This is a genomic window from Metabacillus sp. YM-086 (genome assembly GCF_048059995.1).
GTDB lineage: Bacteria > Bacillota > Bacilli > Bacillales > Bacillaceae > Metabacillus > Metabacillus litoralis_B.
In genome coordinates this window covers 1-21,191 of record NZ_JBLUOI010000071.1, presented here as the reverse complement: position 1 = coordinate 21,191, position 21,191 = coordinate 1, and the positions used below count along the sequence as shown (strand labels likewise).

Sequence of the window (21,191 nt, the reverse complement as noted above, 5' to 3'; positions counted from 1 at the left end):
ACTTCATTACCTAATACGTAGGAGGTATTAAATGGTTTCAAAAAAAAAGCAAAAAAATCTTAAGCTACTTGTTTTGAAAAACTAGTAACCTAAGATTTTTTACTAATAACTTCTCACTAGTGCATTTTCTTCTTTAAACAGATCTTTTCTTGCCACACCAGATTCATAAGCAGCCTTTACCACTGCCTCGCGTACCTTTTCAACAACCTTTTGATTGAAAACACTTGGAACAATGTAGGTTTCACTTAATTCATCATCAGAAACGACATTAGCAATAGCTTTTGCAGTAGCAATTTTCATTTCTTCATTAATTTCTGAAGCCCGGCAATCAAGTGCTCCTCTAAAAATACCAGGGAAACAAAGGACATTATTAATCTGATTTGGAAAATCGGATCTACCTGTCGCCATCACTCTAACATATGGTTCAGCTAGTTCTGGATCAATCTCGGGTACAGGGTTAGCTAATGCGAACACAATTGGATCTTTCGCCATTGTTTTAAGATGTTCTACCGTTAACACACCAGGAGCTGAAACTCCGATGAAAACATCTGCTCCTATTATTACGTCAGTTAAGGAACCACTGATATTTTCTGGGTTTGTCATGTATGCAAAGTCTGTCCAATTTTTATTTTCGTATGTTTCATTTCTATTAATAGCACCTGCTCGATCAACACCAATGATGTTTTTTACACCAGCAGCTAACAACATTTTTGCACAAGCTGTTCCAGCAGCACCTACACCATTCAAGACAACTTTAATTGATTCAATATTTTTACCAGTAAGCTTTAGTGCATTGTAAAGACCTGCTAGTAATACGACAGCTGTTCCATGTTGGTCGTCATGAAAGACAGGTATGTCCATTTCAGCCTTTAATCTTTCTTCAATTTCAAAGCACCTAGGAGAAGAAATATCTTCTAAATTAATACCTCCAAAGGCAGGCGCAATTGATTTGACAATCGAAATAATCTCTTCCGGATCTTTCGTATCAAGACATATGGGGAATGCATCTACATCTGCCATTTGTTTAAACAGCATTGCTTTTCCTTCCATAACAGGCATTGCAGCCAAAGGCCCAATATCGCCTAGTCCTAAAACTGCAGTTCCATCAGAAACAACCGCAACCGTATTTCGTTTAATCGTTAACGAGTGAGCTTTAAGTGGCTCATCAGCAATGGCGTTACATACTTGTGCGACTCCAGGTGTATAAACTCTAGATAAATCATCTCGATTTTTAATCGGATTTTTTGGAGTGATTTCTATTTTCCCTCCAAGATGCAATAGAAATGTTCGATCAGAAACTGACAAAATCTTTACACCTTCAAGTTGACCGATTTCGTCCATAACAGTTTGACCATGTTGCTGGTTCTTTACTGTTATTGTTATGTCTCGTACCGTTTGTGTTTTACTTGTTGAAATCACATCAATTCCAATTACATCACCTCCAGCTTCCCCAATTACCTTAGCAATCTCACTAAACGTAATAAGGTTTTTCTGAAAATGAAGTCTAATAATTATATTCATGCTTGCATTACTAAGTTGAGACATTCGATACCTCCAAATGCTTTATCAATAAAGGGGATATTAGAACGACTAATCTATTTCTTGTACGTAGCGAAAGCCTGTAAGCATTTGCGCTTGAAATAAATCAGATAATTGGAAGCGTTTTAATATCCTGAATACATTTTATTATAGGTTCTCTTACCTGTAATCGTTTTGACAATTTATTGCTTTTAATTTTTTCTGTGTATTTTGTTCATTTTATTTACGGAATTTAATAGCTTGTAGTAACTGACTTTTCCTCAATTGAATTTCCACCAAAAAATTTTCTTAAGAATAACGGAATGATGAATAAGATAAAAAATACACGAAATAATTGGAAGGCAGCGACCATTGAAACATCCGCATTAACTGTATGAGCTGTGACACCCATTTCAGGTAACCCGCCCGGAGCAATGCATAGAAAAGCTGTAGACATGGAAATAGAGTATAAGCTATGTAATCCGTATGCTAATAAAAGAGCAAACCCAACAATAAGCAATGATGACAAGACTGTAACCGGTAACAAACTTCGCCAATTACCTAGCATATTTGTTTTCATTCCAAGACCTAGGTAGATCCCCAAGCAAAGCTGGGCCAATATAGTCAAAAAATCAGGCACAGGTGGAACATCAAACCCAAATACAGTTAATAGTGCCGAAGAAATAAGGGGACCAATAATCCATGGAGTAGGGCATTTAAAACGAATGGCCAATTTTGTAAGAAAGAAAACAATGACTAAAAAGATTAATAGTTGTATGTAACCGCTTGTATTCATTTGAGAAACAGGGTCTTCCACGAGGCTATCGGTGTGAGAGCTAGATAATGCATGGATCGTTAAGAAAGGTACTAGGAAAATAACCGTTAACATTCTCACCGTTTGCATAAATGTAACAATTGTTGGTTCTGCATCAGTAATTTCTTCACTTAAAATAACCATTTGTGATAATCCTCCGGGTGTTGTCCCCATGACCGCACTTGCTACCTTCATTTTTGTGACCTTTGAAATAAACTTAGCCATTATAAGACCAAATCCAACCATTAAAATTGTTGTTACCATCATTGAGGGAAATTGCTGGACTATTTGCCTTGCACTCTCCGTTGTAAATGATAACCCCATACTAAAGCCTAAAATCATCTGTCCACCGTTACGAAAACCAACCGGCCAATGTAATTTTCGTTTAGTGACCAACTTCCAAAGCATAACAGCACTTAATGGACCAAGCATCCATGCTAAAGGCAAATGAAATAGTAAGAAAAGAGTTCCCCCAACTACTCCAACAATGACTGTTTCAAAAATAAAATAAAGGTTCATTTGCTTGATCAACCTTAATCACCCCTCTTAATCTGCGTTCCTAACTTCTGTTACAACAACTAAAAAATGACCCTAATTCACTACCCTTTTCACATAACAATGGGAAAAAAGTACTTTATAGGGTCACTTTGGATTCTATTAATTAGCTACTGTTTCTACTAAGTAATCATTAAAATAAACAACATGTGAGAGGATACTACGTCCTTTCATGCTTTGTAGTGATTCTTTAGCTTCTAATTCACTTTCATATTCGAACATTTTAATACTTTCATCAGTAGAATAAACAGTAATTACCCACATTTTTTGCTCCCCCAATATCATTGTTAAAAAGCTAATCATCAAATCAAAATGGTAAACTTGTCAACTAAAATTTTAAAATGCAACCTTTTAATAGTATAAAGTTCCCCTGTAGAAACACTTGCTAAGACATACAGTTATGCAACCTTTCATTCCATATGATAATTCCAGTTACTTTCAAAGTAAATAATACAAATAATTATTTTATTATGTTCATTAAGTGAGTTTTGACCATTTTGTTCACAAGAATCAACTCATCTCATTAACCCCCATTAAACGCTCATACATCTCACTTTGTTGTTTAAGATAATTAAAGGTATCTTTACTGTCTTTATAAAAACTCTTCCACATATATTCGTCTAGTATCCCTTGCCATTTTTTTGTTTTGACCATTTCACTTAATGTCTTATCCCAAAATGAAATCTCTTCTTTCGTCATATTAGGCGGTCCCATTATCCCTCGCCAATGGCTAAAAACGACGTCTATCCCTTCCTCCTTCCAGGTGGGAATCATTGGAAGTTCACTCAATCGTTTATCGGCCGAAACGACTAGAAGCTTTACTTGATGTAACTCATAATACTTAATTGCTTCTGATATTGTCATAGTGGCAACATCTATTTGTTTTGCAAGTAATGCATCAACAACCTGCTGGCTATTTTCATATACCCGGAAATTAAGCTTTGTTGGCTCTAAATCTGCTTGTTTACTAGCCAATACAAAAGAAAGTTGGTCATCGTTTCCTAGTCTCGGCGAAACCCCAATTTTAAAAGATTCTGGTGCTGATTTCATATTTTCCATTAACATTTTGGCACTATTCATTTCAGATTCTTTTGAGACAATAACTGCTTCCCATTCAGTTGCCAATGTTGCGATTGGAGTAAAATCTTTAAATGTTAGCTTACTTTGACCTAACAAATGATTTGTTATAAGAAGACTTGAATTCATTGCAAGTACTTGTCCATCTTGCTGACTTAAAAATTTCCATCCTAGTTCTCCACCAGCACCAATTTTATTCACTACTTGAATATCTTCTTCTATGATCCCTTCACTTAAAAGAGTACGTTGCACAGCTCTTGCTGTTAAATCCCACCCTCCACCTTTTGAGCTTGGGGCTATGATAGTTATATCTTCATTAAGCGGAATTTTATTATTTTCTTGTACTGAACATCCAAAAAGGAAAAGGAGAAAATATAAGCAAACAAATAAGGTTCTTTTTCTCATCATTACCTAATAAACTCCACCTTTTTTAAAATACTTTCTCTCCGGTCTTCCAACTATGCCATATTCATGTTTTGATATACAAACATCAATTGAGACGAGATACTCCAAGTACCTTCTTGCAGTTGTTCTTGATGCACCCATTCTTTCCCCCATCTCTTCAATCGTAACACCACCGTTACTAGCATTGAGAACCTCAACTACCTTTTGTAGTGTTATTTTATCAACTCCGGAAGGTAAATCTTTTTGATTTAGTGTTTGTTGATTTCCTTTTGTAAAATATTGATCAATGAATACTTGAGTTACTTCATCTTGGCTATAAAATAATTTCCTTCTATTTTTATAGTTTTCAATTGTTTCAATAAATTTTTCCATCGTAACAGGTTTTAATAAATAATGAAATACACCTTGTCTTATAGACGTTTCAAGCATGTCTTTTTCAGTTGCGGCTGTGATCATGATTACATCGGTGGTAGGATATAACTCTCTAATTCTAGGTAATATATCTGTACCTAATTCATCTGGTAAATATATATCAAGTAAAAGCAGATCAACTTTATTTTCGTTCAACATCTTCATCGTTTCTTTTGCATTTAGTGCCTTTCCTACTAATTGAACGTCTGCTACCTTCTTTAGAAATTGCTCCTGAACCTGTGCAATTCGAAAATCATCTTCTGCAATTAAAACGTTAATCATTTGAACCTTCTCCTTAATCTTTACTTAACTTCCTTTGGAAGAAACACTGTGAAGATTGCCCCTCCTTCTTTACCATTAATTACATCAATATCTCCGTTTAAGGCATCTACAATGCGTTTTACATTATATAGTCCATATCCTCTATTTTCACCTTTAGAAGAAAAGCCAACTGCAAAAAGTGTATCAAATTGTTCTTTTGATAACCCATTGCCACTATCAGTTACCTCTATAATAATATCATTCCCGATGTTTGTTATAGAAAATGAAACTTTTCTCTCATCTTGAAAAATGACTGATTCAAAAGCATTGTCAATTAAATTCCCAATAATTGTGATAATCTCTGTTACTCCAATATGTTTTGGGAGAGGATCTACATAACTTTCCGGGTCTATTTCAAAATGAATCTTCATCTCTGACGCTCTTCCCAATTTACCTAATAGGATTGCCTGAATATTAAGGTCTTGAATTTGATTAAACAAAAGTTTTGTTTGGTGATGATGGATCATTGATTCTTTATTTATAAAATCAAGTGCATCTTGATATTTTTCTAATTGTAATAAGCCTGATAATAAATATAATTTGTTTGCATACTCATGTGTTTGTGCTCGAAGGCCTTCTGAATAGTTACGAACTTCTGAAATTGTATCTATTAATTTCTTTAGTTCTGTTTTATCACGAAAACTTGAAACCACTCCAACAACTTTGCCATGTTCAATGATAGGAATGAAATTAAAAATATACATTTTATCATGAAGTAGCAGCTCTACATTATGGATATTCTGTCCAGTTTTCAATACAGTATCAATTTTGATATTGGGTAAAATATCATGAATATGTTGATTAATGAACTGTTTTTCATTAATGTTTAACATATCTGATGCTGATATATTAATCATTGTGATGAGCCCTCTTTCATTAATAGCGATAATTCCTTCTTTTATAGAAGAAAGTATCGCATTTCTTTCTCGAAATAAAGATGAAATTTCATGTGGCTCTAATCCAAGAGTATCTTTTCTTATATTGTTTGTTAAATAAATTCCACCGATGATTCCCAAAATGAATACTCCAAGAGAAGCAAATATAATAAATTTTATTTTCTTATATAAATTGTAAAGAAGATCTTTCTCTAAAAATTCTACAGATACTGTTCCAATAACCTGACTATATGTACCATAGTCAGCAATGATTGGAACTTTCCCAACAATAACTCGCCCTTGTTCTCTATCTATTTCAAAGCTATTTGATCCACCAAAAATTAAAGCTTGGTCATTTGTATGATTAGAGTTTCTTTGTCCAATTAATTCCAAATCGGAATGAGAGTAAATGATGAGTTCACGGTTCTCTATTACTATATTTGAAGCATTTGCCTGGTCTTTAACCTGTTCGGCAATTGGTCGGAATATTTCCTCCAAGTTATCTTCTTTAATTGCCTCGTAAAGCTCTGGCATGAAAGAAATCGTTTTTGCTGTTTGCAACACGAGCTGCTCTGCTTGAGTCCTTGAATCAACGTATAATATATACGAGAAAATACCAGCTAAAAGTAAAATGATAACTAATAATAGGACGCTTATCAGCGACAATACTTTAAATTGCAATGAAATTTTATTTTTCCCTCTCATTTTCATGTCCTTTTCAATCATAAATTAAATCATTTTAAAGATTATACCATCATCTTAACAACCTATTTTAACTATATTTACTTTTAAAAGAGCTAGAGTAACTCTCTAGCTCTTACATGATTTTATATAGAGATTACACCAACAATAATTGAAACAATTAACATGGTAAGTGAAGTACCAACAGTCCATTTTAACGTAAATTTTTGAAAGTCACCAAACTCTACTTTTGACATACCCACTAACAAATACGTTGAAGCAACTAAAGGACTTAACAAATGAACGGGTTGACCAATTAATGATGCACGAGCAATTTCAACTGGATTGATTCCATAACTAGTAGCTGCTTCAGCAATGATTGGTAGCATGCCAAAATAATATGCATCGTTTGACATAAAAAAAGTAAAAGGCATACTCGTCAGTGCTGTAATAATCGGTAAATAAGAGCCTAATGCATCTGGAATTAACGCAACAAGACTGTTTGCCATTGCATCAACCATCTTCGTACCTGATAGAATACCAGTGAATGCACCAGCAGCAAAAACAAGCGATACAACAGCTAAAACATTTCCAGCATGTGCTTTAATGCGTTCCTTTTGTTCTTCTAAATTAGGGTAATTAATCACAATTGCAAGTGCAAAGCCAATCATAAATAAAGCGGGTAGAGGCATAATTCCCATTATTAATCCTAAAAGAAGTAGGACAGTTAGTGCAAAGTTGATCCAAATTAGCTTTGGACGTTTTTCTGAATGCACTTCTGATGCTGCTGCTTGTTGATTAAATGCGATCAACTGTTGCTGTGGTAATTGATCTAACTCTAAAGTTCCAACACGTTTTCTTTCTTTAACTCCAAATAAATACGCAACAAAGATAACCCATATGGCTCCACCTATCATTGCAGGAACAAGTGGCACAAACACTTCTGACATATCCAAATTTAAAGCACTAACTGCGCGGGCAGTTGGTCCCCCCCATGGCGTAAGATTTGTTACACCAACACTCATGATCGCTATACACGGAAGAATTAATGGATTCATTTTTAATCGTTGATACAGTGGAAACATAGCTGAAATTGTAATCATATAGGTTGTTGTCCCATCTCCATCTAAGGATACAACTAATGCTAACACTGCAGTTCCGATAATAATTTTTAATGGATCACCTTTAACAGCCTTTAAAATTGCCCCTACAACAGGATCAAATAATCCAGCATCAATCATAATACCAAAATATAAAATCGCAAACATAAGCATAACACCGGTAGGAGCTAATTGATTTATGCCATCTATTAGCATTGGTCCTAAATCACTCGCAAACCCTCCAACAATTGCAAATAAAACAGGAATAAGAATTAAAGCGATTAAAGCTGATAGTCTACCAGTCATTATTAAAAACATAAACACAAATACCATTAGAAAACCTAATATAGCTAACATAATAACCCTCCATATCTGAACACGCTTACAAAATGTAATAATTAGAATTCTTTGTTATTTCCAACTATAAATGAAGGAAAAATGGGGGTAAATATTATGGTTGATTTATCCTTAAAAACCTATTTGTATGTATAAATCTTTTCGAACAATTAATATGTATTGTTCATTTAATTCACGAAGGTTTTATAAGAAATTTAAATTTCATCTCTGTTTTATGAATGAAAAAAGCACCCATTTTGGGCGCTTTCTAGTATAAATCACAAAAACTATTATTTTATTTGGTATATATAGGATTATCCCACTTCTAACATATTAAATTGAGCTTTGACCAATCCATAGTAGACACCCTGTTTTTCCATTAGTTGCTCATGATTTCCTTGCTCCATAATGTTACCATGATCCAAAACAATGATATTATCAGCCTCACGAATTGTTGAAAGTCGATGGGCAATCATTATTGCAGTTCTTCCACTCAGGAGGGTTTTCAATGCTTGTTGAATTTTCACTTCTGTTTCAGTATCAATACTTGCAGTTGCTTCATCAAGAATAATAATGGTTGGATCTGCAAGTAGTGCCCGAGCAAATGAGATAAGTTGTCGTTCACCTACTGACAATACATTTCCTCTTTCCTCTACTTCTGTTAAGTAGCCACTAGACAAGCGGCATATGAAATCATCCGCACCAACTGCTTTCGCCGCATTTATCACTTGTTCGTCCGAAGCTGTTGGGCAACCGAATCGAATATTATCCATAATTGTCCCTGAAAAAATAAATGTATCTTGAAGAACAACACTGATACGTGATCTTAATTCACTGATTGATACATTTTTAATATTTATATCATCAATTTTTACACTTCCCCCAGTTGCATCGTAAAAACGACTAATTAAATTAGCGATTGTTGTTTTTCCAGAACCTGTATGGCCTACCAATGCAACTGTTTGCCCGGCAGGAATTGATAAAGAGATCTTGTTGAGTGCTTTTCTAGAAGAATCATAGGCAAATTCAACTGATTCAAAGTCAATTTTACCCTTCATACTCTTAAGGATGGTCGGATTATCTGAATCAGCAACATTCGGTTTTTCATCAATAAATTCAAATATTCTTTCTGAAGAGGCCATCCCCATTAACAATTGATTATATACCTGACCTAGTCTCGAAATCGGTTCCCAAAACATTCCTAAATAAAAAGCAAAAGAAACAAAAGTTCCAATTGTAATTGATTCATTTGCTATCAGGGTTGCTCCATAAGCAATTAAAATAGCAGTACCAATTGCGTTTGTCATCTCAACCATTGGTGTAAACATTGCATTGCGTTTCGTAGCATTTTGCCATGACCCAAAATTCTCCGTGTTAACTCCATCAAAGTATTCAATGTTTTCTTTTTCTTGTGTAAATGATTGAGTCACTCGGATCCCCTGAATGGATTCATTCAGATGTGAATTCAGTTTTGATTGCTTTAATCGTACAGTTTGCCAAGAACGACGTATTTTTTTTCGTAGACTGGTAGAAATGAAAAACATAAGTGGCACAATGACCATAATTGCTAATGTGAGTTGAGGACTTAAAGTAAACAAAAGTACTACAACCCCGATTAAGAGGATGAAATCCATTAACAGGTTAATGACCCCACTAGTAAATAGCTCCTGAAGGGAATTAATATCGTTCATAATTCGAACTAGGATAGAACCTGCTGAACGCTGATCAAAAAATCTGTGAGACAATGATTGAACATGAGTAAATATATGCTTTCTAATATCATAGATTACATTTTGACCAAGCATGTTCATCCATCTAATTCGAAATGTGTTGGCTATGTAAGACACAAGATAAAGACAAGAAATTGTCGTAACTAAGATAATGAGAAGCTCGGTATCCTTATTTGCAATTGCATAATCTAGTGTATATTTTCCTATTAAAATAGGTGTCACGAGACGGACCACTGCAGAAATGAGGACAGCAATAAATGCTGCTGGAAGTAATGTTCTGGAATACGGTTTTAAGTAACTTAGTAATCGCCACATTTGCTGCCAATTAAATGGTTTATCTATAACCGTTTCTGAGGAGTAATGAAATCTCTCCTTAATTTTTTCTTTTATATCTTTGTTTCCCATGTCGTCACCTACCCTGCTGTTGAGTGTAAAACAGCTTTTTGATCTTTATATTGAATATCATAGATTCGCTTGTAATAACCTTCTTGCTGTAGGAGCTTTTCATGAGTTCCTCTCTCAATAATTGAGCCACTATCAAGGACAAGGATCTCATCAGCATGCTTCAGAGAAGAAATACGATGGGCGATGATAAATGTTGTTCTCCCCTTCATCACTTCTTTTAACGCTTGTTGAATATGAGACTCTGTCGTCATATCTACAGCACTTGTTGCATCATCTAAAATAAGAATGCGTGGATCCATGCAAATTGCTCTGGCAATTGCAATTCTTTGCTTTTGTCCTCCCGAAAGCCCGAGTCCTCTTTCACCTAGCATCGTATCGTATCCGTCTTTCAGTTCCATAATGAAATCATGTGCCTGAGCGCGCTTTGCTGCATCAATAATTTCGTCTATCGTGGCATCTGGTCTTCCGTAAGCTATATTTGATTTAATTGTGGATGAAAATAAAAATGATTCTTGTAAAACCACTCCTATATTTGAGCGTAATGCTTTTAATGAATAATCACGTATATCTTTTCCATCAATTAAAATTTGACCACTTGTTGGTGTATAAAACCTTGTCATCAACTGAGTCAAACTTGTTTTACCAGAACCAGTTGAACCAATTAACCCGATTGTTTTTCCCATTGCTGCCTGAAAAGTTAGTTGATGTAATGCCAGTGATTCTTCCTCTTTATAACGTAAACTTACATTACAAAAGGCTACCTCTCCATTTATTTTAGTATCGGGAAGGATATTTTCTTGATCTCGAATGCTTTCATCAGCCTCTAAAATTTCAAGTAATCGCTCTCCAGAAGCCTTTGATTGCGAAAATAAGTTAATCACAAATCCTAAGTGCATGATTGGAGTCATCAAATACCAAACTAAACTAAAAAAAGCAACAAGCTCACCAGGCTGTAGGCCTCCTTGAATAACAAGTACACTACCGTATGCCAGTAATGCTACAACACATATATTTCCGATTAACTCCATAAGTGGGAAAAATTTAGCCCAAACAAAGGAGGTTGTTAATGATTTTTCTTTGTAGTTGCCATTTGCTTGGTTAAACTTTGATATTTCAAAACCCTCACGTGAAAGTGCCTTAACCGTTTGTATTCCACTAATATTTTCTTGCACATTCGTGTTTAGCTTTCCAAATGATTCACGAATGTTCCGAAAAGCAGGATGAACACGTTTATCGAAATGATATACAGCTACTGCTAAAAAAGGTAAAGCAGCAATTGTCACAAACGTTAACGGAACAGAATAAATAAACATAACTGTTAAGGATCCGCATATTAATAATAAAAATCGAACAAGCTCTGAAAAACCAAAAGATAAAAAGAAGCGAAATCCTTCTACATCAGCGGTCAATCGGGACATTAAATCACCCGTTTTAGCATTATCATAGTAAATAAAAGGCAATCGTTGTAACTTTTCATATAAGGCATTTCTAAGTTTATAAACTGACTGTATCCCAAACATATCTCCTAAATATTGATGAAAAAATGCAGATACCCCTTTTATAACCATCAGTGATAAAAATCCAACTACAATCCATGGAATATAATCATATTGCCCCTTTAATACTATTTCATCGATTGTTAATTGCAGAACGATTGGATAAATCACGGTAATGGCTGTAATAAATAAGACAAAGAACAATGACCATAAGAAATACTTTCTGTATGGCCAATAAAAGCTTTTTAACTTTTTAAACGTTTCCATACTTCCCCTCCCCTAAGTGGCTTACCATCACACTACCTATAAATATAACGTAATACGTTTAAATATATCGACAATCGAAATAATTATCCATATATTTGGCTTAATTTTCTAAAAATATATCCTTTGAAGGAACTTACCTCCCTCTAGTGGACGAAAGATCTACTACTTTTGGATGAAAAAAGATGCTCATCATTAGTGAAATTTCAACTAAATGATAAGCATCTTCTAAAAACCCGCCCTATGATTTTGCTTCATTAAGAATAGACTGAATAAATTTCGCCTTTGCACCAGCATACTCATTTCCATTAGTCCATTCCTTCTGCGCTAATTCCTTTTTAAAGTTTTCATACTCCAAAAGATGTTCTTTCGATTGTGTAAGAAAATCACGAAATAAAAGATGATCCTCCCACCATTGACTCTCAAAAGGAACTGTATGTATATGTGCTATCCGGTGTTGATGGGGAATCTCCATAAAGTTCTCTGTTGTTAAAACATGCGGGTATAAATCTGCATAAGCTTTTTTAACGACGATAAAGAAACGTCGAAACGGTAGCTGTTTATCATAGATCGAAACATAAACATAAGGGGATTGTGCCAATGCATCAACAACCTTTTCAAGCTGATTTTCCTCTCTAACACCAATCATCATATCAATTATTGGCTTTGCTGATAAACCGATTATTGACGTACTTCCAATATGCTCAATCATCGGGTTGATAAACTGAAGTCTAGTTTGCAATCTTTCCTTTTCAAGTAAAAATTGTTGCTGCCAATTTGGATCATATTCAGACAATGAAATCTTCATATTCTTCTTCTCCTTCTAAACTTGTCTTATGTGAATAATCTTTAGTAAGGACTGTTTTATAGTGTCCTGTTTCAAAGTATTGAATAGATTGGAGTAAATAACATGCTAAAACAATTTCTACAATTCGCCATAAGAGGGAATGCAATTGACCTAGCAGTAGGTGTAATTATCGGAACAGCTTTTGGAAAAATCGTTAGCTCATTAGTTGATGATCTTGTCATGCCAGTACTAGGTGTACTTTTAGGCGGCATAAGTTTGAAAGATTTCTCTTTACCTTTTGGAGCATCAGTTATTCAATATGGGTCATTCATACAAACTGTTCTAGAATTTTTAATCATTACGTATAGTATTTTCTTCTTCGTCCAACTATTTTATAAGCTCCGGAAAATAGATAACGACAAGCCCTTTGGTCAAACTAAAACAAACACTGAACTTCTACTGGAAGAAATACGTGATTTGCTAAAAGAAAAAAAGGATGACGAATAAATGAATCAAATTGCCACTAGGAGCTTCTTAATTTAAAATATTTTCTTTATTCCATCAGCTTCATCAACTAGTTTCATTATTTCATTATCCGTCATTAAGTACCCGTGACACTCCATTAAAGCTTTTTGGACCTCTTTCGTTAATCGGTCTAAATTATATGCACAAACACCAATTATATCCATTTCCGGCATTAACCTGTCTACTTCAAATTCAAATTCTTTCAATGTACTATTAATATGTTTTTGAGTCGGCCATTCCACATGCCCCCAACATCTTATTTTTAAATTTTGATCAAAATAGGGATCTAATGTGTTAAAAAAGTAGTTTAGAATTGTTACTGTATGGAAATTACCTGTGGAACAGTAGAAATCAAAATTACTAATTTGGTGGACTCTCTTTATTTCATCTGCTCCTAGAATATTTTCTAGTTTTTGTGACACTAAAAGATTAATAGGCTCATTTTCAACAAACAACACATATTCATTGTTTTTTATACCACTAATTATAAATTCAACAGCGTTTTGAACATAATCATCCAATTTCTCCGTAAAATACAAAATGTGGCCTCCACCATTTTCATTTAATTTATATGTAAATTCAGCCATGTTTTTTATCATTTATGTTATTTTCTCCTTAACTTCAAACTGTTTAATCTATAGTTTGCCTCACATATAATAGTATAACAAATTTGTTGAAAAAGGTTATCAATTCTAAATAATATAACAGAATTAATCAAAATCACGCTGTGTGTTTAGCTTAAAATAAATATTTTAAACATAATTATTAGAGGTGGACAAGCATTATTATTTTTTTCTATTTTTCTATTTGTCTGTACAGTTAATGTTGACTACGACCAAATTGATTTGATTCTTGTCCTAACAATTATCATCAAATATGATAAACTAGGTATTATTTTATAGGATGTGATGCTTTTGAAGAGATTTAAAATTGTGCTGCCTGTAATGATCATAGTGTTTATTTTTGCGATAAAAGTACTTGACCAAAACTATGGTAACGCTATTTCCATACAAATCCGGACTTTGATTTCTTTAGGTGGGGCTCTTTTTTCCGGCTTAATTACGTATTTTCTTTTTCCCAGTAATGAAAACCCCAAAAATTGATAGTGGTTTCCAAACCTGTATATAGGGAACTGTTCATCTAACGTCTGTTTAGAGCTTGATTCACTTACAATCAAGCTCTTTTTCCATTTAGCATCATTCTAAAAAATTCACCATCTATGATCAGTGGCGGAAGGAATTGCTGAAACATGGAAATAACCCCCATAATCCCAGCTATTTCTTTTCGAGAATAAAATTGTGATAGTAGAGATCTATTTATTGTAACTGGGAAGGGCATTTGATGTGCAAGATCAATTGATTGTTTCTTAAGTTGCGTTGATAATAGCTGATAGGAATCTGTCCCTATAAACTCCTTTAAGTGAATCCAGCTCCTTCTTAAAAATTCAGGATATCTCCCTAATGCCCGGTAATCACTAGCTACATCGTATGTATGGTGAGTTTTTGCTATATCTAATAAAAGACCTTTCACTTCTTTAGGCGCACTTTCTATCTTTATGAGATTAATCTTCGGAAGACTAGGCAAGATTCCCGGTTGAATATACCCATGTATTTGATTTCCTCCGTGGATTGTTCTATTGGATAAACTTTCTGACCAAGCAGATGCAATGATTAATAATTTACTATTCACATAATTAAATGTAAAAATAATCTTTTTTATTCTTTCGATGGTAGCTTGGTCGTAATGATTTGACCAATTAATGGTAGGCATCTCAACACCAAGCTTTGGATTTCTTAATTCTGAAGCTGCATTTTCCATATTTGATGTTAGCATGCTTGGGCGCACTTGACTCCAGGCTAGTTTTAAAAATGCTTCATAAAGCGCAGTTGTTCTAAATATAAAATTTACAATTGGTACCTTAAGTACATATTGAATATCCTGATACAAATAAGCTAAATTTCCGTTTACGTTCTCTTCAAAAATTTCAGGTACTCCATATTTGTCACTTTTCATAGAACTCCCTCCCTCTTACATTATTTTTATTCACTGTATCCGGAACTTAAACCACACATCTTTCTGCGCACAAAAATACCTTTATGTTGAAAAACTTAAAAAGCCAGCTGCAACTTCAGCTGACTTTTTAACTATTGCTTATACTTTAAAGCGATCAATAATTGATTGTAGTTCTTCAGCCATTCCAGTTAAGGCTTTTGAGGCTGCTGTAATTTCCTCCATTGAAGCAAGTTGTTGCTCTGTTGTAGCCGCTACTTCTTCAGATGTTGCTGAACTTTCTTTTGCAATAATAGCAAGCTCATTGGCTGATGCTGTAACTTCTTGAATAGCAGCTGTTATTTGCTGTACAGTTGCTGAAACTTCTTCAATTTGTGGAGTCATAGTGTTCATTCTATTCAATATCGAATCAAATTTCTCAGATGTTTCTGTTGATATTGTTAATCCCTGCTCTGCATTTTTAGATACTTCGCTCATTACCTGTACGGAATGATTTGTGTCTTGTTGTATAGATGAAATTAGTGTAGAAATCTGACCAGCTGATTGTTGAGATTGTTCTGCTAATTTGCGCACTTCATCTGCTACTACTGCAAATCCTTTTCCATGTTCACCAGCTCTTGCTGCCTCAATTGCGGCATTTAATGCAAGTAAATTTGTTTGATTAGCAATTTCAGAAATAGCATCTAGGATCTTTCCGATTTCTTGTGATCTGTTGGATAAAGATTGAATGACATGATTTGATTCTGTCACGGAGGCATGAATAAACTTCATTTGCTCCAAGCTATCCTTTACAAATTTCCCTCCAACTTCTGCCTCACTTACAGTTGCTTGTGCTAAATCAGAAACATTTGATGAGCTAGACGAAATTCTTAGAATTCCTTGTAGTACTTCATCTAATGCAGCATTATTTGCATCAATTTTCTGTGTTTGGCTTTCGGCTCCACTAGCTACCTGTTGGATTGCTTCTGTTACTTGTTTAGTTCCAGCAGTCGATTGATCTGCACTAGCAATCAACTCTTCAGAAGAGGAACTCACCCTTTCTGATGCTGTTTGAAGACTTACAACCACTGCACGTAAATTTTCGACCATTTTGTTAAAGCTCTTGGACAATTGTCCTACTTCATCATTAGAAGTTATGTTAATATCAACCGCTAAATCTCCATTAGCAATTTTTTCTGAAGAAGCAACTAAAATACGAATTGGTTGTAAAATAGAACGTATAATAACAAAAATAACGATAGCTCCGAGAATAGATGATACTAGTACTACAGCTAATGTTTTTAAAAAGATTCCTTTAGCGGCTTCTGAGATTTCACTAGTATACATCGTACCAGCAATTTTCCAGCCTGTTAATTCATTTGTAATAAAATCCATTTCCTTCGCTTTACCATCTATAGTATAAGAAAATTCACCAATATTACTCTTAAATAATTTTCCTACCCAATCACCCGTTACCTTTTCACCTTGCTTAGAAGGATGAATTAAGTAAGTTTGAGTTTTATCAACAATTGTTACATAGCCCTCTTCCCCAACCTTCACTACACTTATCATATCTTTTAGTACATTTAAGTTCACATCAACTGCCACTACACCTGAACCATCATTTAAAACTTTAGCAAATGTAACTGATGTTTCATTTGTATTAGCATCAATATACGGATCTGTTATAACAACTTCTCCTTTATTCTCCATTGCTAATGTATACCAAGGACGATCACGTGGGTCATAATCATCAGGAAGTTGAATTTTCGGCGAAACAATCATTTCACCCGTATCTGTTCCAATATAAATCGCTTGTGCTCCTGGTTTTGTTTCAATATATTGATTAAATTTCAATTTAATTTTCGAAATTTCCTCGATATCAATTTTTGCATTAGCCGTTTTTGCTGTCTGAGCAAAATATTCAATGTCCTTTTCTATAGGAATTAGCTGTGAATTCATAGAGGAATCAATTAGTTGCACACTTTCCTTAGCTGTTTGAAGCATGCTATCTTGTAACTCAGATTTTGCAGATTGATAAGAAATAAATCCTATAGCAAGACTTGGTACAAGTAAAATACATGCAAAGGCAATGATTAATTTTTTTCTAATCGTGAGGTTTCTGTCAAAACCTTTTAATACATTATTCTTAAAAACATTACGGATTTTCATGATGTTCTTTCTCCCTTTCTCGCCTCTATTACTCTCTGTAAAATAATAAAACTGCCCAAATGATAAAAATAAGGACAGCTCACTAACAAGTTCAAAGTTAATCATATCTGCAACTGGCTGGCATAAAATGATAAGCCCCTTTAGTTTTGCGTCCCATTTTTTCAAATGGTTTGCCCATTTCTTTATATTATATACAAATAATTTCGGCAATTCTGTCTAAAAATTTTGTAGTACTATCATACTACTTATAACATAATTTGGCTATCTTTTTAAGATAAATCATTATATTCTGAAACTTTTCCTATATAAAGAAAGAGCTATCACCTAGATAACCCTTTTCATTAAACCATTGTATAACGTTCATATAAATCCTTTAAAGATTCACACCCTAATCTTTTAAGCTTATTAACATAAATACTCCATAACTGAGCGGTCAACTTGGCATCCTCCAGAGCATGATGTCGACCAATAATCGGTATTCCATTATGGTTGCAGCATTCTTCAAGAGTAATAAGCTTTGCTTCAGGCTCTGCGATTCGGTACAAGAAGGACATATCTACAAGACGGTGCTTAAATGGTGCCCGGTATAGCTTCCAAGAGGCATGCTGTAAAAACATCTTTTCATGGTTTGCATGATGAGCAACAAGTGTATAGTCCTGGGCAAACCGAAAAAATTCAAACAAGGTTTCGGATAACAGCGGAGCAGTTGTTAATTGCTCGTTTGTTAAACCTGTTAAAGAACTAATTTCATTAGAAATTGGTTTTTCTGAGCGAACAAGTGAGTAAAAGGTTTCCTCTTCTTTAATTTCATCTCCCTTTACTTTAATTGCACCTATTGAAATAATTTGGTCCCCTTGATCAGGATAAAAACCTGTTGTTTCGATATCAAAAACAATGACGTTTAATTCAGTAAGAGGAATATGTAATGTTTCCTCTACCCTCATTTCTCGTTGTAATTGTCTAAGGTAGGCTACTTGTTGCTGCGATTGGCCAGATTGAGAGCCTCCAAGCTTACCTCTCATAAAAAAGAATGGGTCAAATGTCATTCTAAACACCCTTTATCAATGATCCCCTGCACATATTGATGCAGTTTTTTACCATCTTTTAAGATTAATTTTATCTCTCTTTTTTCTTCCTTAGTCATTTTTTTTATGTTTAAGTAATGCACATCATCATAACTTTCAGCACTTGCAAATAATAGTCTTCGGTATTCAAGGAGCTTCTCAAAATTCTTTTTATAATAAAGCATTTCTTGTTGATAAGGGTCTTTTTTACTAAGGATGGTAATTCTCTCAAGAGTAGAGGTTTCAATTATTCCCTCTTTCATTGCTAGTAACCTAATTGCATTAACATACGGTAAAAAAGCTGCTTTTTTTAGATCAATACATCCTTCATATTGGCCACTTTGTTCTACATAAATTTGACCTAATGGACCAACTGAATGTTTAATATGTTGAATATTGTCCATAAATCGCTGTAAAAGCTTAGGATTTGTATTTCGATATTCAAAGATTGTATTTTTTAACTCCTTTATAAAAGCATCATTTCCAACTATGCTTCTACAGTCATAAAAGATCTGTAAAAATCGAATGGATTCCCAGCTCTTTTCATCCATCCAATGAACTAGCTGCTTTTTCCAGTCATCTAAAGATTTGCACCACAAAGGATTTGAGCTCATTACATTTCCTTCACAATAAGGATATCCGATTAAATGAAGTCCTTTTGATAATTCTTCTCCAAGGGCAGAGAAATATTTGCTTGCACGTTCTGACTTTTCTTCGTAAACTAAGCCATGATCTTGATCGCTAATGATACCTTGTTCAATTCGTCCACCACTCCCTGTAATAAACCACGTAAAATCACAAGGTGGAGCCCCAGAGTTTTTTTCAAGATGAAAGAGTGCTACTTTACTAGCACTCTTCATCATCTCATCATGAAATTTATTTAACTCTATTGTATTTGATCCATAATTGTGGATATGATTGTCTTTCCACTTTTTGATTGATTCATAGGAATCAAATGCACCGTTCATGAGAGACACTTCCTCACGTTTATTCAATATAAGCGTATCTAACCATTTATGTTGTTTATGAACCAACATTCTGATTCTTTGAAGCAAACACTTCTGGGTAACCATAGCTACCGTGTTCACTCATATCTAATCCCATTACTTCCTCTTCTTCTGTTACACGAAGACCATTCATCACTTTCTTAGCAATTGCTAAGATGACAAAAGATACGACGAATGCATAAAGACCAGATACTGCTACACCCATAAATTGTACGCCAAGTTGGTCAAATCCGCCACCATAGAATAAACCAGGCTTACCAACAGATGCTAGTTCTGGTGTTGCAAAGAAGCCTGTTGATAAAGTTCCCCATACACCAGCAACACCGTGTACAGATAAAGCAAAGATCGGATCGTCAATTTTTCTCTTTTCAAAGAATCTTGCGCTATAGAATACTAGAATACCAGCAATGAAACCAATGACGACTGCAGCCCAAGTATCAACGAATGCACATGATGCTGTAATAGCAACTAATCCTGCCAAAGCACCATTTAACATTGTTGGAACATCAGATTTCCCTAAAACCATCCAAGAAATAAGAAGTGCTGCAACTGCACCTGCTCCAGCAGCTAAGTTCGTGTTTAAAGCGACAAACCCGAAGAAACCTTCATCAACAGCTACAGTACTACCTGCATTAAATCCGAACCAACCTACCCAAAGGATAAGAACACCTAAAGCTGTGAATACTTGGTTATGACCTTGAATGTTATTAGCTGAGCCATCTTTATTGTATTTTCCAATACGAGGCTTTAATAAAATTGTTGCTGCAAATGCTGCCATAGCACCTGTTAAGTGAACAACTGTTGATCCAGCAAAGTCTTGTTTACCATGTTCTGCTAACCAACCGCCACCCCAAATCCAATGAGCAATAACCGGATAAATAAGAGCTGAGAATAAGATGGTAAAAACTAGATAAATTGATAGCTTAGCACGTTCGGCAAATCCACCTAAAGCAATTGTAATTGAGATACAGGCAAATGCACATTGGAAAACAAAGAATACTGCTGTGGATAATCCCATACCTTCCGCTTGTGCTCCTGAATAGAAGAAATCAGTTAACCCGATAAAGAAATTACCATTTCCACCAAAAGTAAAGGCATATCCTACCGCCCAGTAAACTAATGAAGCAAGGCCGACTGTGAAAATTGTCTTACCTGCAATATGACCTGCATTTTTCATTCTTGTTGATCCTGCTTCAAGTAAAATAAATCCACCTAACATAAAAATAACTAAAATTGCACTTAACATGACCCATAAGCTGTTCATTAAAAATATTGAATCCATGTCATTTCCTCCCTCGTTTGATTAGTTTACACAAGATGTAAGAAAATATAACATCTATTTCTTATTTACTATTCTATACGATATTTTCAAAGTGTCAACACGTTTTGCAAAGTTTCTGATAATTGTATGTAAGAATATCTCACATAGATGATTTGGAACATGATTATTCCGCTTTCAAAACGGAAATTTTTACACTAACAATAAAAAGAGCACCTCAAATTCTTGAGGTACTCAATAAAAACAATTAAATCTAACGTGATTTTCTAGCTTTTAATTCTAAATTAAAGTCCTTTAAAATGGAGAATGACATTGCAATTAAAACAAATGTTAACGGAAATGCACTAACAATAATCGCTGTTTGCATTGCATTTAAACCA

At 34.4% G+C, this 21,191-nt stretch carries 17 protein-coding genes and 1 riboswitch; of the genes, 1 reads left to right on the top strand and 16 read right to left on the bottom strand.

The window, feature by feature from the left end; genetic code table 11:
- Nucleotides 1–102 precede the first annotated feature (102 nt).
- The 10 genes from ACEWK1_RS22155 to ACEWK1_RS22110 all read right to left on the bottom strand — a co-directional run bounded on the left by ACEWK1_RS22155 (nucleotide 103) and on the right by ACEWK1_RS22110 (nucleotide 12,796).
- Nucleotides 103–1,545: an NAD-dependent malic enzyme gene (locus tag ACEWK1_RS22155; protein ID WP_121661232.1), complete on the bottom strand. Its 1,443-nt coding sequence runs from the start codon at nucleotides 1,543–1,545 to the stop codon at nucleotides 103–105.
- A 226-nt stretch (nucleotides 1,546–1,771) separates the two neighbouring features.
- Nucleotides 1,772–2,863 (bottom strand): AbrB family transcriptional regulator, encoded by a 1,092-nt coding sequence (locus ACEWK1_RS22150; protein ID WP_212134363.1) that lies wholly within the window; start codon nucleotides 2,861–2,863, stop codon nucleotides 1,772–1,774.
- Between the two features lie 126 nt (nucleotides 2,864–2,989).
- A complete protein-coding gene (locus tag ACEWK1_RS22145) occupies nucleotides 2,990–3,151 on the bottom strand; it encodes a hypothetical protein (RefSeq protein WP_162987282.1) in 162 nt (53 codons plus the stop codon).
- Nucleotides 3,152–3,397: 246 nt separating this feature from the next.
- Nucleotides 3,398–4,372: a tripartite tricarboxylate transporter substrate binding protein gene (locus ACEWK1_RS22140; RefSeq protein ID WP_416636663.1), complete on the bottom strand. Its 975-nt coding sequence runs from the start codon at nucleotides 4,370–4,372 to the stop codon at nucleotides 3,398–3,400.
- 3 nt (nucleotides 4,373–4,375) lie between these two features.
- A complete protein-coding gene (locus tag ACEWK1_RS22135) occupies nucleotides 4,376–5,062 on the bottom strand; it encodes a response regulator transcription factor (protein WP_416636662.1) in 687 nt (228 codons plus the stop codon).
- 20 nt (nucleotides 5,063–5,082) lie between these two features.
- Nucleotides 5,083–6,681, bottom strand: coding sequence for an ATP-binding protein (locus tag ACEWK1_RS22130; RefSeq protein WP_121664923.1), 1,599 nt, complete (start codon nucleotides 6,679–6,681; stop codon nucleotides 5,083–5,085).
- A gap of 122 nt (nucleotides 6,682–6,803) precedes the next feature.
- Nucleotides 6,804–8,114 (bottom strand): CitMHS family transporter, encoded by a 1,311-nt coding sequence (locus tag ACEWK1_RS22125; protein WP_212134359.1) that lies wholly within the window; start codon nucleotides 8,112–8,114, stop codon nucleotides 6,804–6,806.
- Nucleotides 8,115–8,407: 293 nt separating this feature from the next.
- Complete coding sequence (locus ACEWK1_RS22120; RefSeq protein ID WP_121661228.1) at nucleotides 8,408–10,228, bottom strand: ABC transporter ATP-binding protein; 1,821 nt, start codon at nucleotides 10,226–10,228, stop codon at nucleotides 8,408–8,410.
- Nucleotides 10,229–10,236: 8 nt separating this feature from the next.
- Nucleotides 10,237–11,991, bottom strand: a complete 1,755-nt coding sequence (locus ACEWK1_RS22115; RefSeq protein ID WP_121661227.1) for an ABC transporter ATP-binding protein — start codon at nucleotides 11,989–11,991, stop codon at nucleotides 10,237–10,239.
- A gap of 238 nt (nucleotides 11,992–12,229) precedes the next feature.
- Nucleotides 12,230–12,796 carry a GrpB family protein gene (locus ACEWK1_RS22110; protein ID WP_212134356.1) on the bottom strand — a complete coding sequence of 189 codons (567 nt, stop codon included), beginning with the start codon at nucleotides 12,794–12,796 and terminating at the stop codon, nucleotides 12,230–12,232.
- Between the two features lie 102 nt (nucleotides 12,797–12,898).
- On the opposite strand from ACEWK1_RS22110, the gene mscL reads away from it, so the two are divergent.
- Nucleotides 12,899–13,282, top strand: coding sequence for a large conductance mechanosensitive channel protein MscL (mscL, locus tag ACEWK1_RS22105; protein ID WP_121661225.1), 384 nt, complete (start codon nucleotides 12,899–12,901; stop codon nucleotides 13,280–13,282).
- Between the two features lie 32 nt (nucleotides 13,283–13,314).
- Here the strand turns inward: mscL and ACEWK1_RS22100 are convergent, their stop codons facing one another.
- From ACEWK1_RS22100 to ACEWK1_RS22075, 6 genes are all read right to left on the bottom strand, one after another.
- Nucleotides 13,315–13,899 carry an MEDS domain-containing protein gene (locus tag ACEWK1_RS22100; protein ID WP_121661224.1) on the bottom strand — a complete coding sequence of 195 codons (585 nt, stop codon included), beginning with the start codon at nucleotides 13,897–13,899 and terminating at the stop codon, nucleotides 13,315–13,317.
- Between the two features lie 574 nt (nucleotides 13,900–14,473).
- Entirely contained in the window at nucleotides 14,474–15,313 is an 840-nt protein-coding gene (locus ACEWK1_RS22095) for a halocarboxylic acid dehydrogenase DehI family protein (RefSeq protein WP_121661222.1), read from the bottom strand.
- Between the two features lie 138 nt (nucleotides 15,314–15,451).
- On the bottom strand, nucleotides 15,452–17,461 hold the full coding sequence (locus ACEWK1_RS22090) for a methyl-accepting chemotaxis protein (RefSeq protein ID WP_212134354.1): 2,010 nt from the start codon (nucleotides 17,459–17,461) through the stop codon (nucleotides 15,452–15,454).
- Nucleotides 17,462–17,566: 105 nt separating this feature from the next.
- Nucleotides 17,567–17,646, bottom strand: a riboswitch (cyclic di-GMP riboswitch).
- 156 nt (nucleotides 17,647–17,802) lie between these two features.
- A complete protein-coding gene (locus tag ACEWK1_RS22085; RefSeq protein ID WP_121661220.1) occupies nucleotides 17,803–18,507 on the bottom strand; it encodes an exonuclease domain-containing protein in 705 nt (234 codons plus the stop codon).
- The gene (locus tag ACEWK1_RS22080) at nucleotides 18,504–19,493 is read right to left on the bottom strand and encodes a DUF294 nucleotidyltransferase-like domain-containing protein (RefSeq protein WP_121661219.1); all 990 of its coding nucleotides are present in this window, start codon (nucleotides 19,491–19,493) and stop codon (nucleotides 18,504–18,506) included. Before ACEWK1_RS22080 ends, ACEWK1_RS22085 begins: the two co-directional genes overlap by 4 nt.
- 55 nt (nucleotides 19,494–19,548) lie before the next feature.
- Nucleotides 19,549–20,814, bottom strand: coding sequence for an ammonium transporter (locus ACEWK1_RS22075; RefSeq protein WP_121661218.1), 1,266 nt, complete (start codon nucleotides 20,812–20,814; stop codon nucleotides 19,549–19,551).
- Between the last annotated feature and the right edge of the window lie 377 nt (nucleotides 20,815–21,191).

Bases quoted from the DNA above. Each gene is read 5' to 3' on its own strand.
- ACEWK1_RS22155 (WP_121661232.1), bottom strand. From the start codon at position 1,545: ATGTCTCAACTTAGTAATGCAAGCATGAATATAATTATTAGACTTCAT.
- ACEWK1_RS22145 (WP_162987282.1), bottom strand. From the start codon at position 3,151: ATGTGGGTAATTACTGTTTATTCTACTGATGAAAGTATTAAAATGTTC.
- ACEWK1_RS22140 (WP_416636663.1), bottom strand. From the start codon at position 4,372: ATGATGAGAAAAAGAACCTTATTTGTTTGCTTATATTTTCTCCTTTTC.
- ACEWK1_RS22135 (WP_416636662.1), bottom strand. From the start codon at position 5,062: ATGATTAACGTTTTAATTGCAGAAGATGATTTTCGAATTGCACAGGTT.
- ACEWK1_RS22130 (WP_121664923.1), bottom strand. From the start codon at position 6,681: ATGAGAGGGAAAAATAAAATTTCATTGCAATTTAAAGTATTGTCGCTG.
- ACEWK1_RS22125 (WP_212134359.1), bottom strand. From the start codon at position 8,114: ATGTTAGCTATATTAGGTTTTCTAATGGTATTTGTGTTTATGTTTTTA.
- ACEWK1_RS22120 (WP_121661228.1), bottom strand. From the start codon at position 10,228: ATGGGAAACAAAGATATAAAAGAAAAAATTAAGGAGAGATTTCATTAC.
- ACEWK1_RS22115 (WP_121661227.1), bottom strand. From the start codon at position 11,991: ATGGAAACGTTTAAAAAGTTAAAAAGCTTTTATTGGCCATACAGAAAG.
- ACEWK1_RS22110 (WP_212134356.1), bottom strand. From the start codon at position 12,796: ATGAAGATTTCATTGTCTGAATATGATCCAAATTGGCAGCAACAATTT.
- mscL (WP_121661225.1), top strand. From the start codon at position 12,899: ATGCTAAAACAATTTCTACAATTCGCCATAAGAGGGAATGCAATTGAC.
- ACEWK1_RS22100 (WP_121661224.1), bottom strand. From the start codon at position 13,899: ATGATAAAAAACATGGCTGAATTTACATATAAATTAAATGAAAATGGT.
- ACEWK1_RS22095 (WP_121661222.1), bottom strand. From the start codon at position 15,313: ATGAAAAGTGACAAATATGGAGTACCTGAAATTTTTGAAGAGAACGTA.
- ACEWK1_RS22090 (WP_212134354.1), bottom strand. From the start codon at position 17,461: ATGAAAATCCGTAATGTTTTTAAGAATAATGTATTAAAAGGTTTTGAC.
- ACEWK1_RS22085 (WP_121661220.1), bottom strand. From the start codon at position 18,507: ATGACATTTGACCCATTCTTTTTTATGAGAGGTAAGCTTGGAGGCTCT.
- ACEWK1_RS22080 (WP_121661219.1), bottom strand. From the start codon at position 19,493: ATGAACGGTGCATTTGATTCCTATGAATCAATCAAAAAGTGGAAAGAC.
- ACEWK1_RS22075 (WP_121661218.1), bottom strand. From the start codon at position 20,814: ATGGATTCAATATTTTTAATGAACAGCTTATGGGTCATGTTAAGTGCA.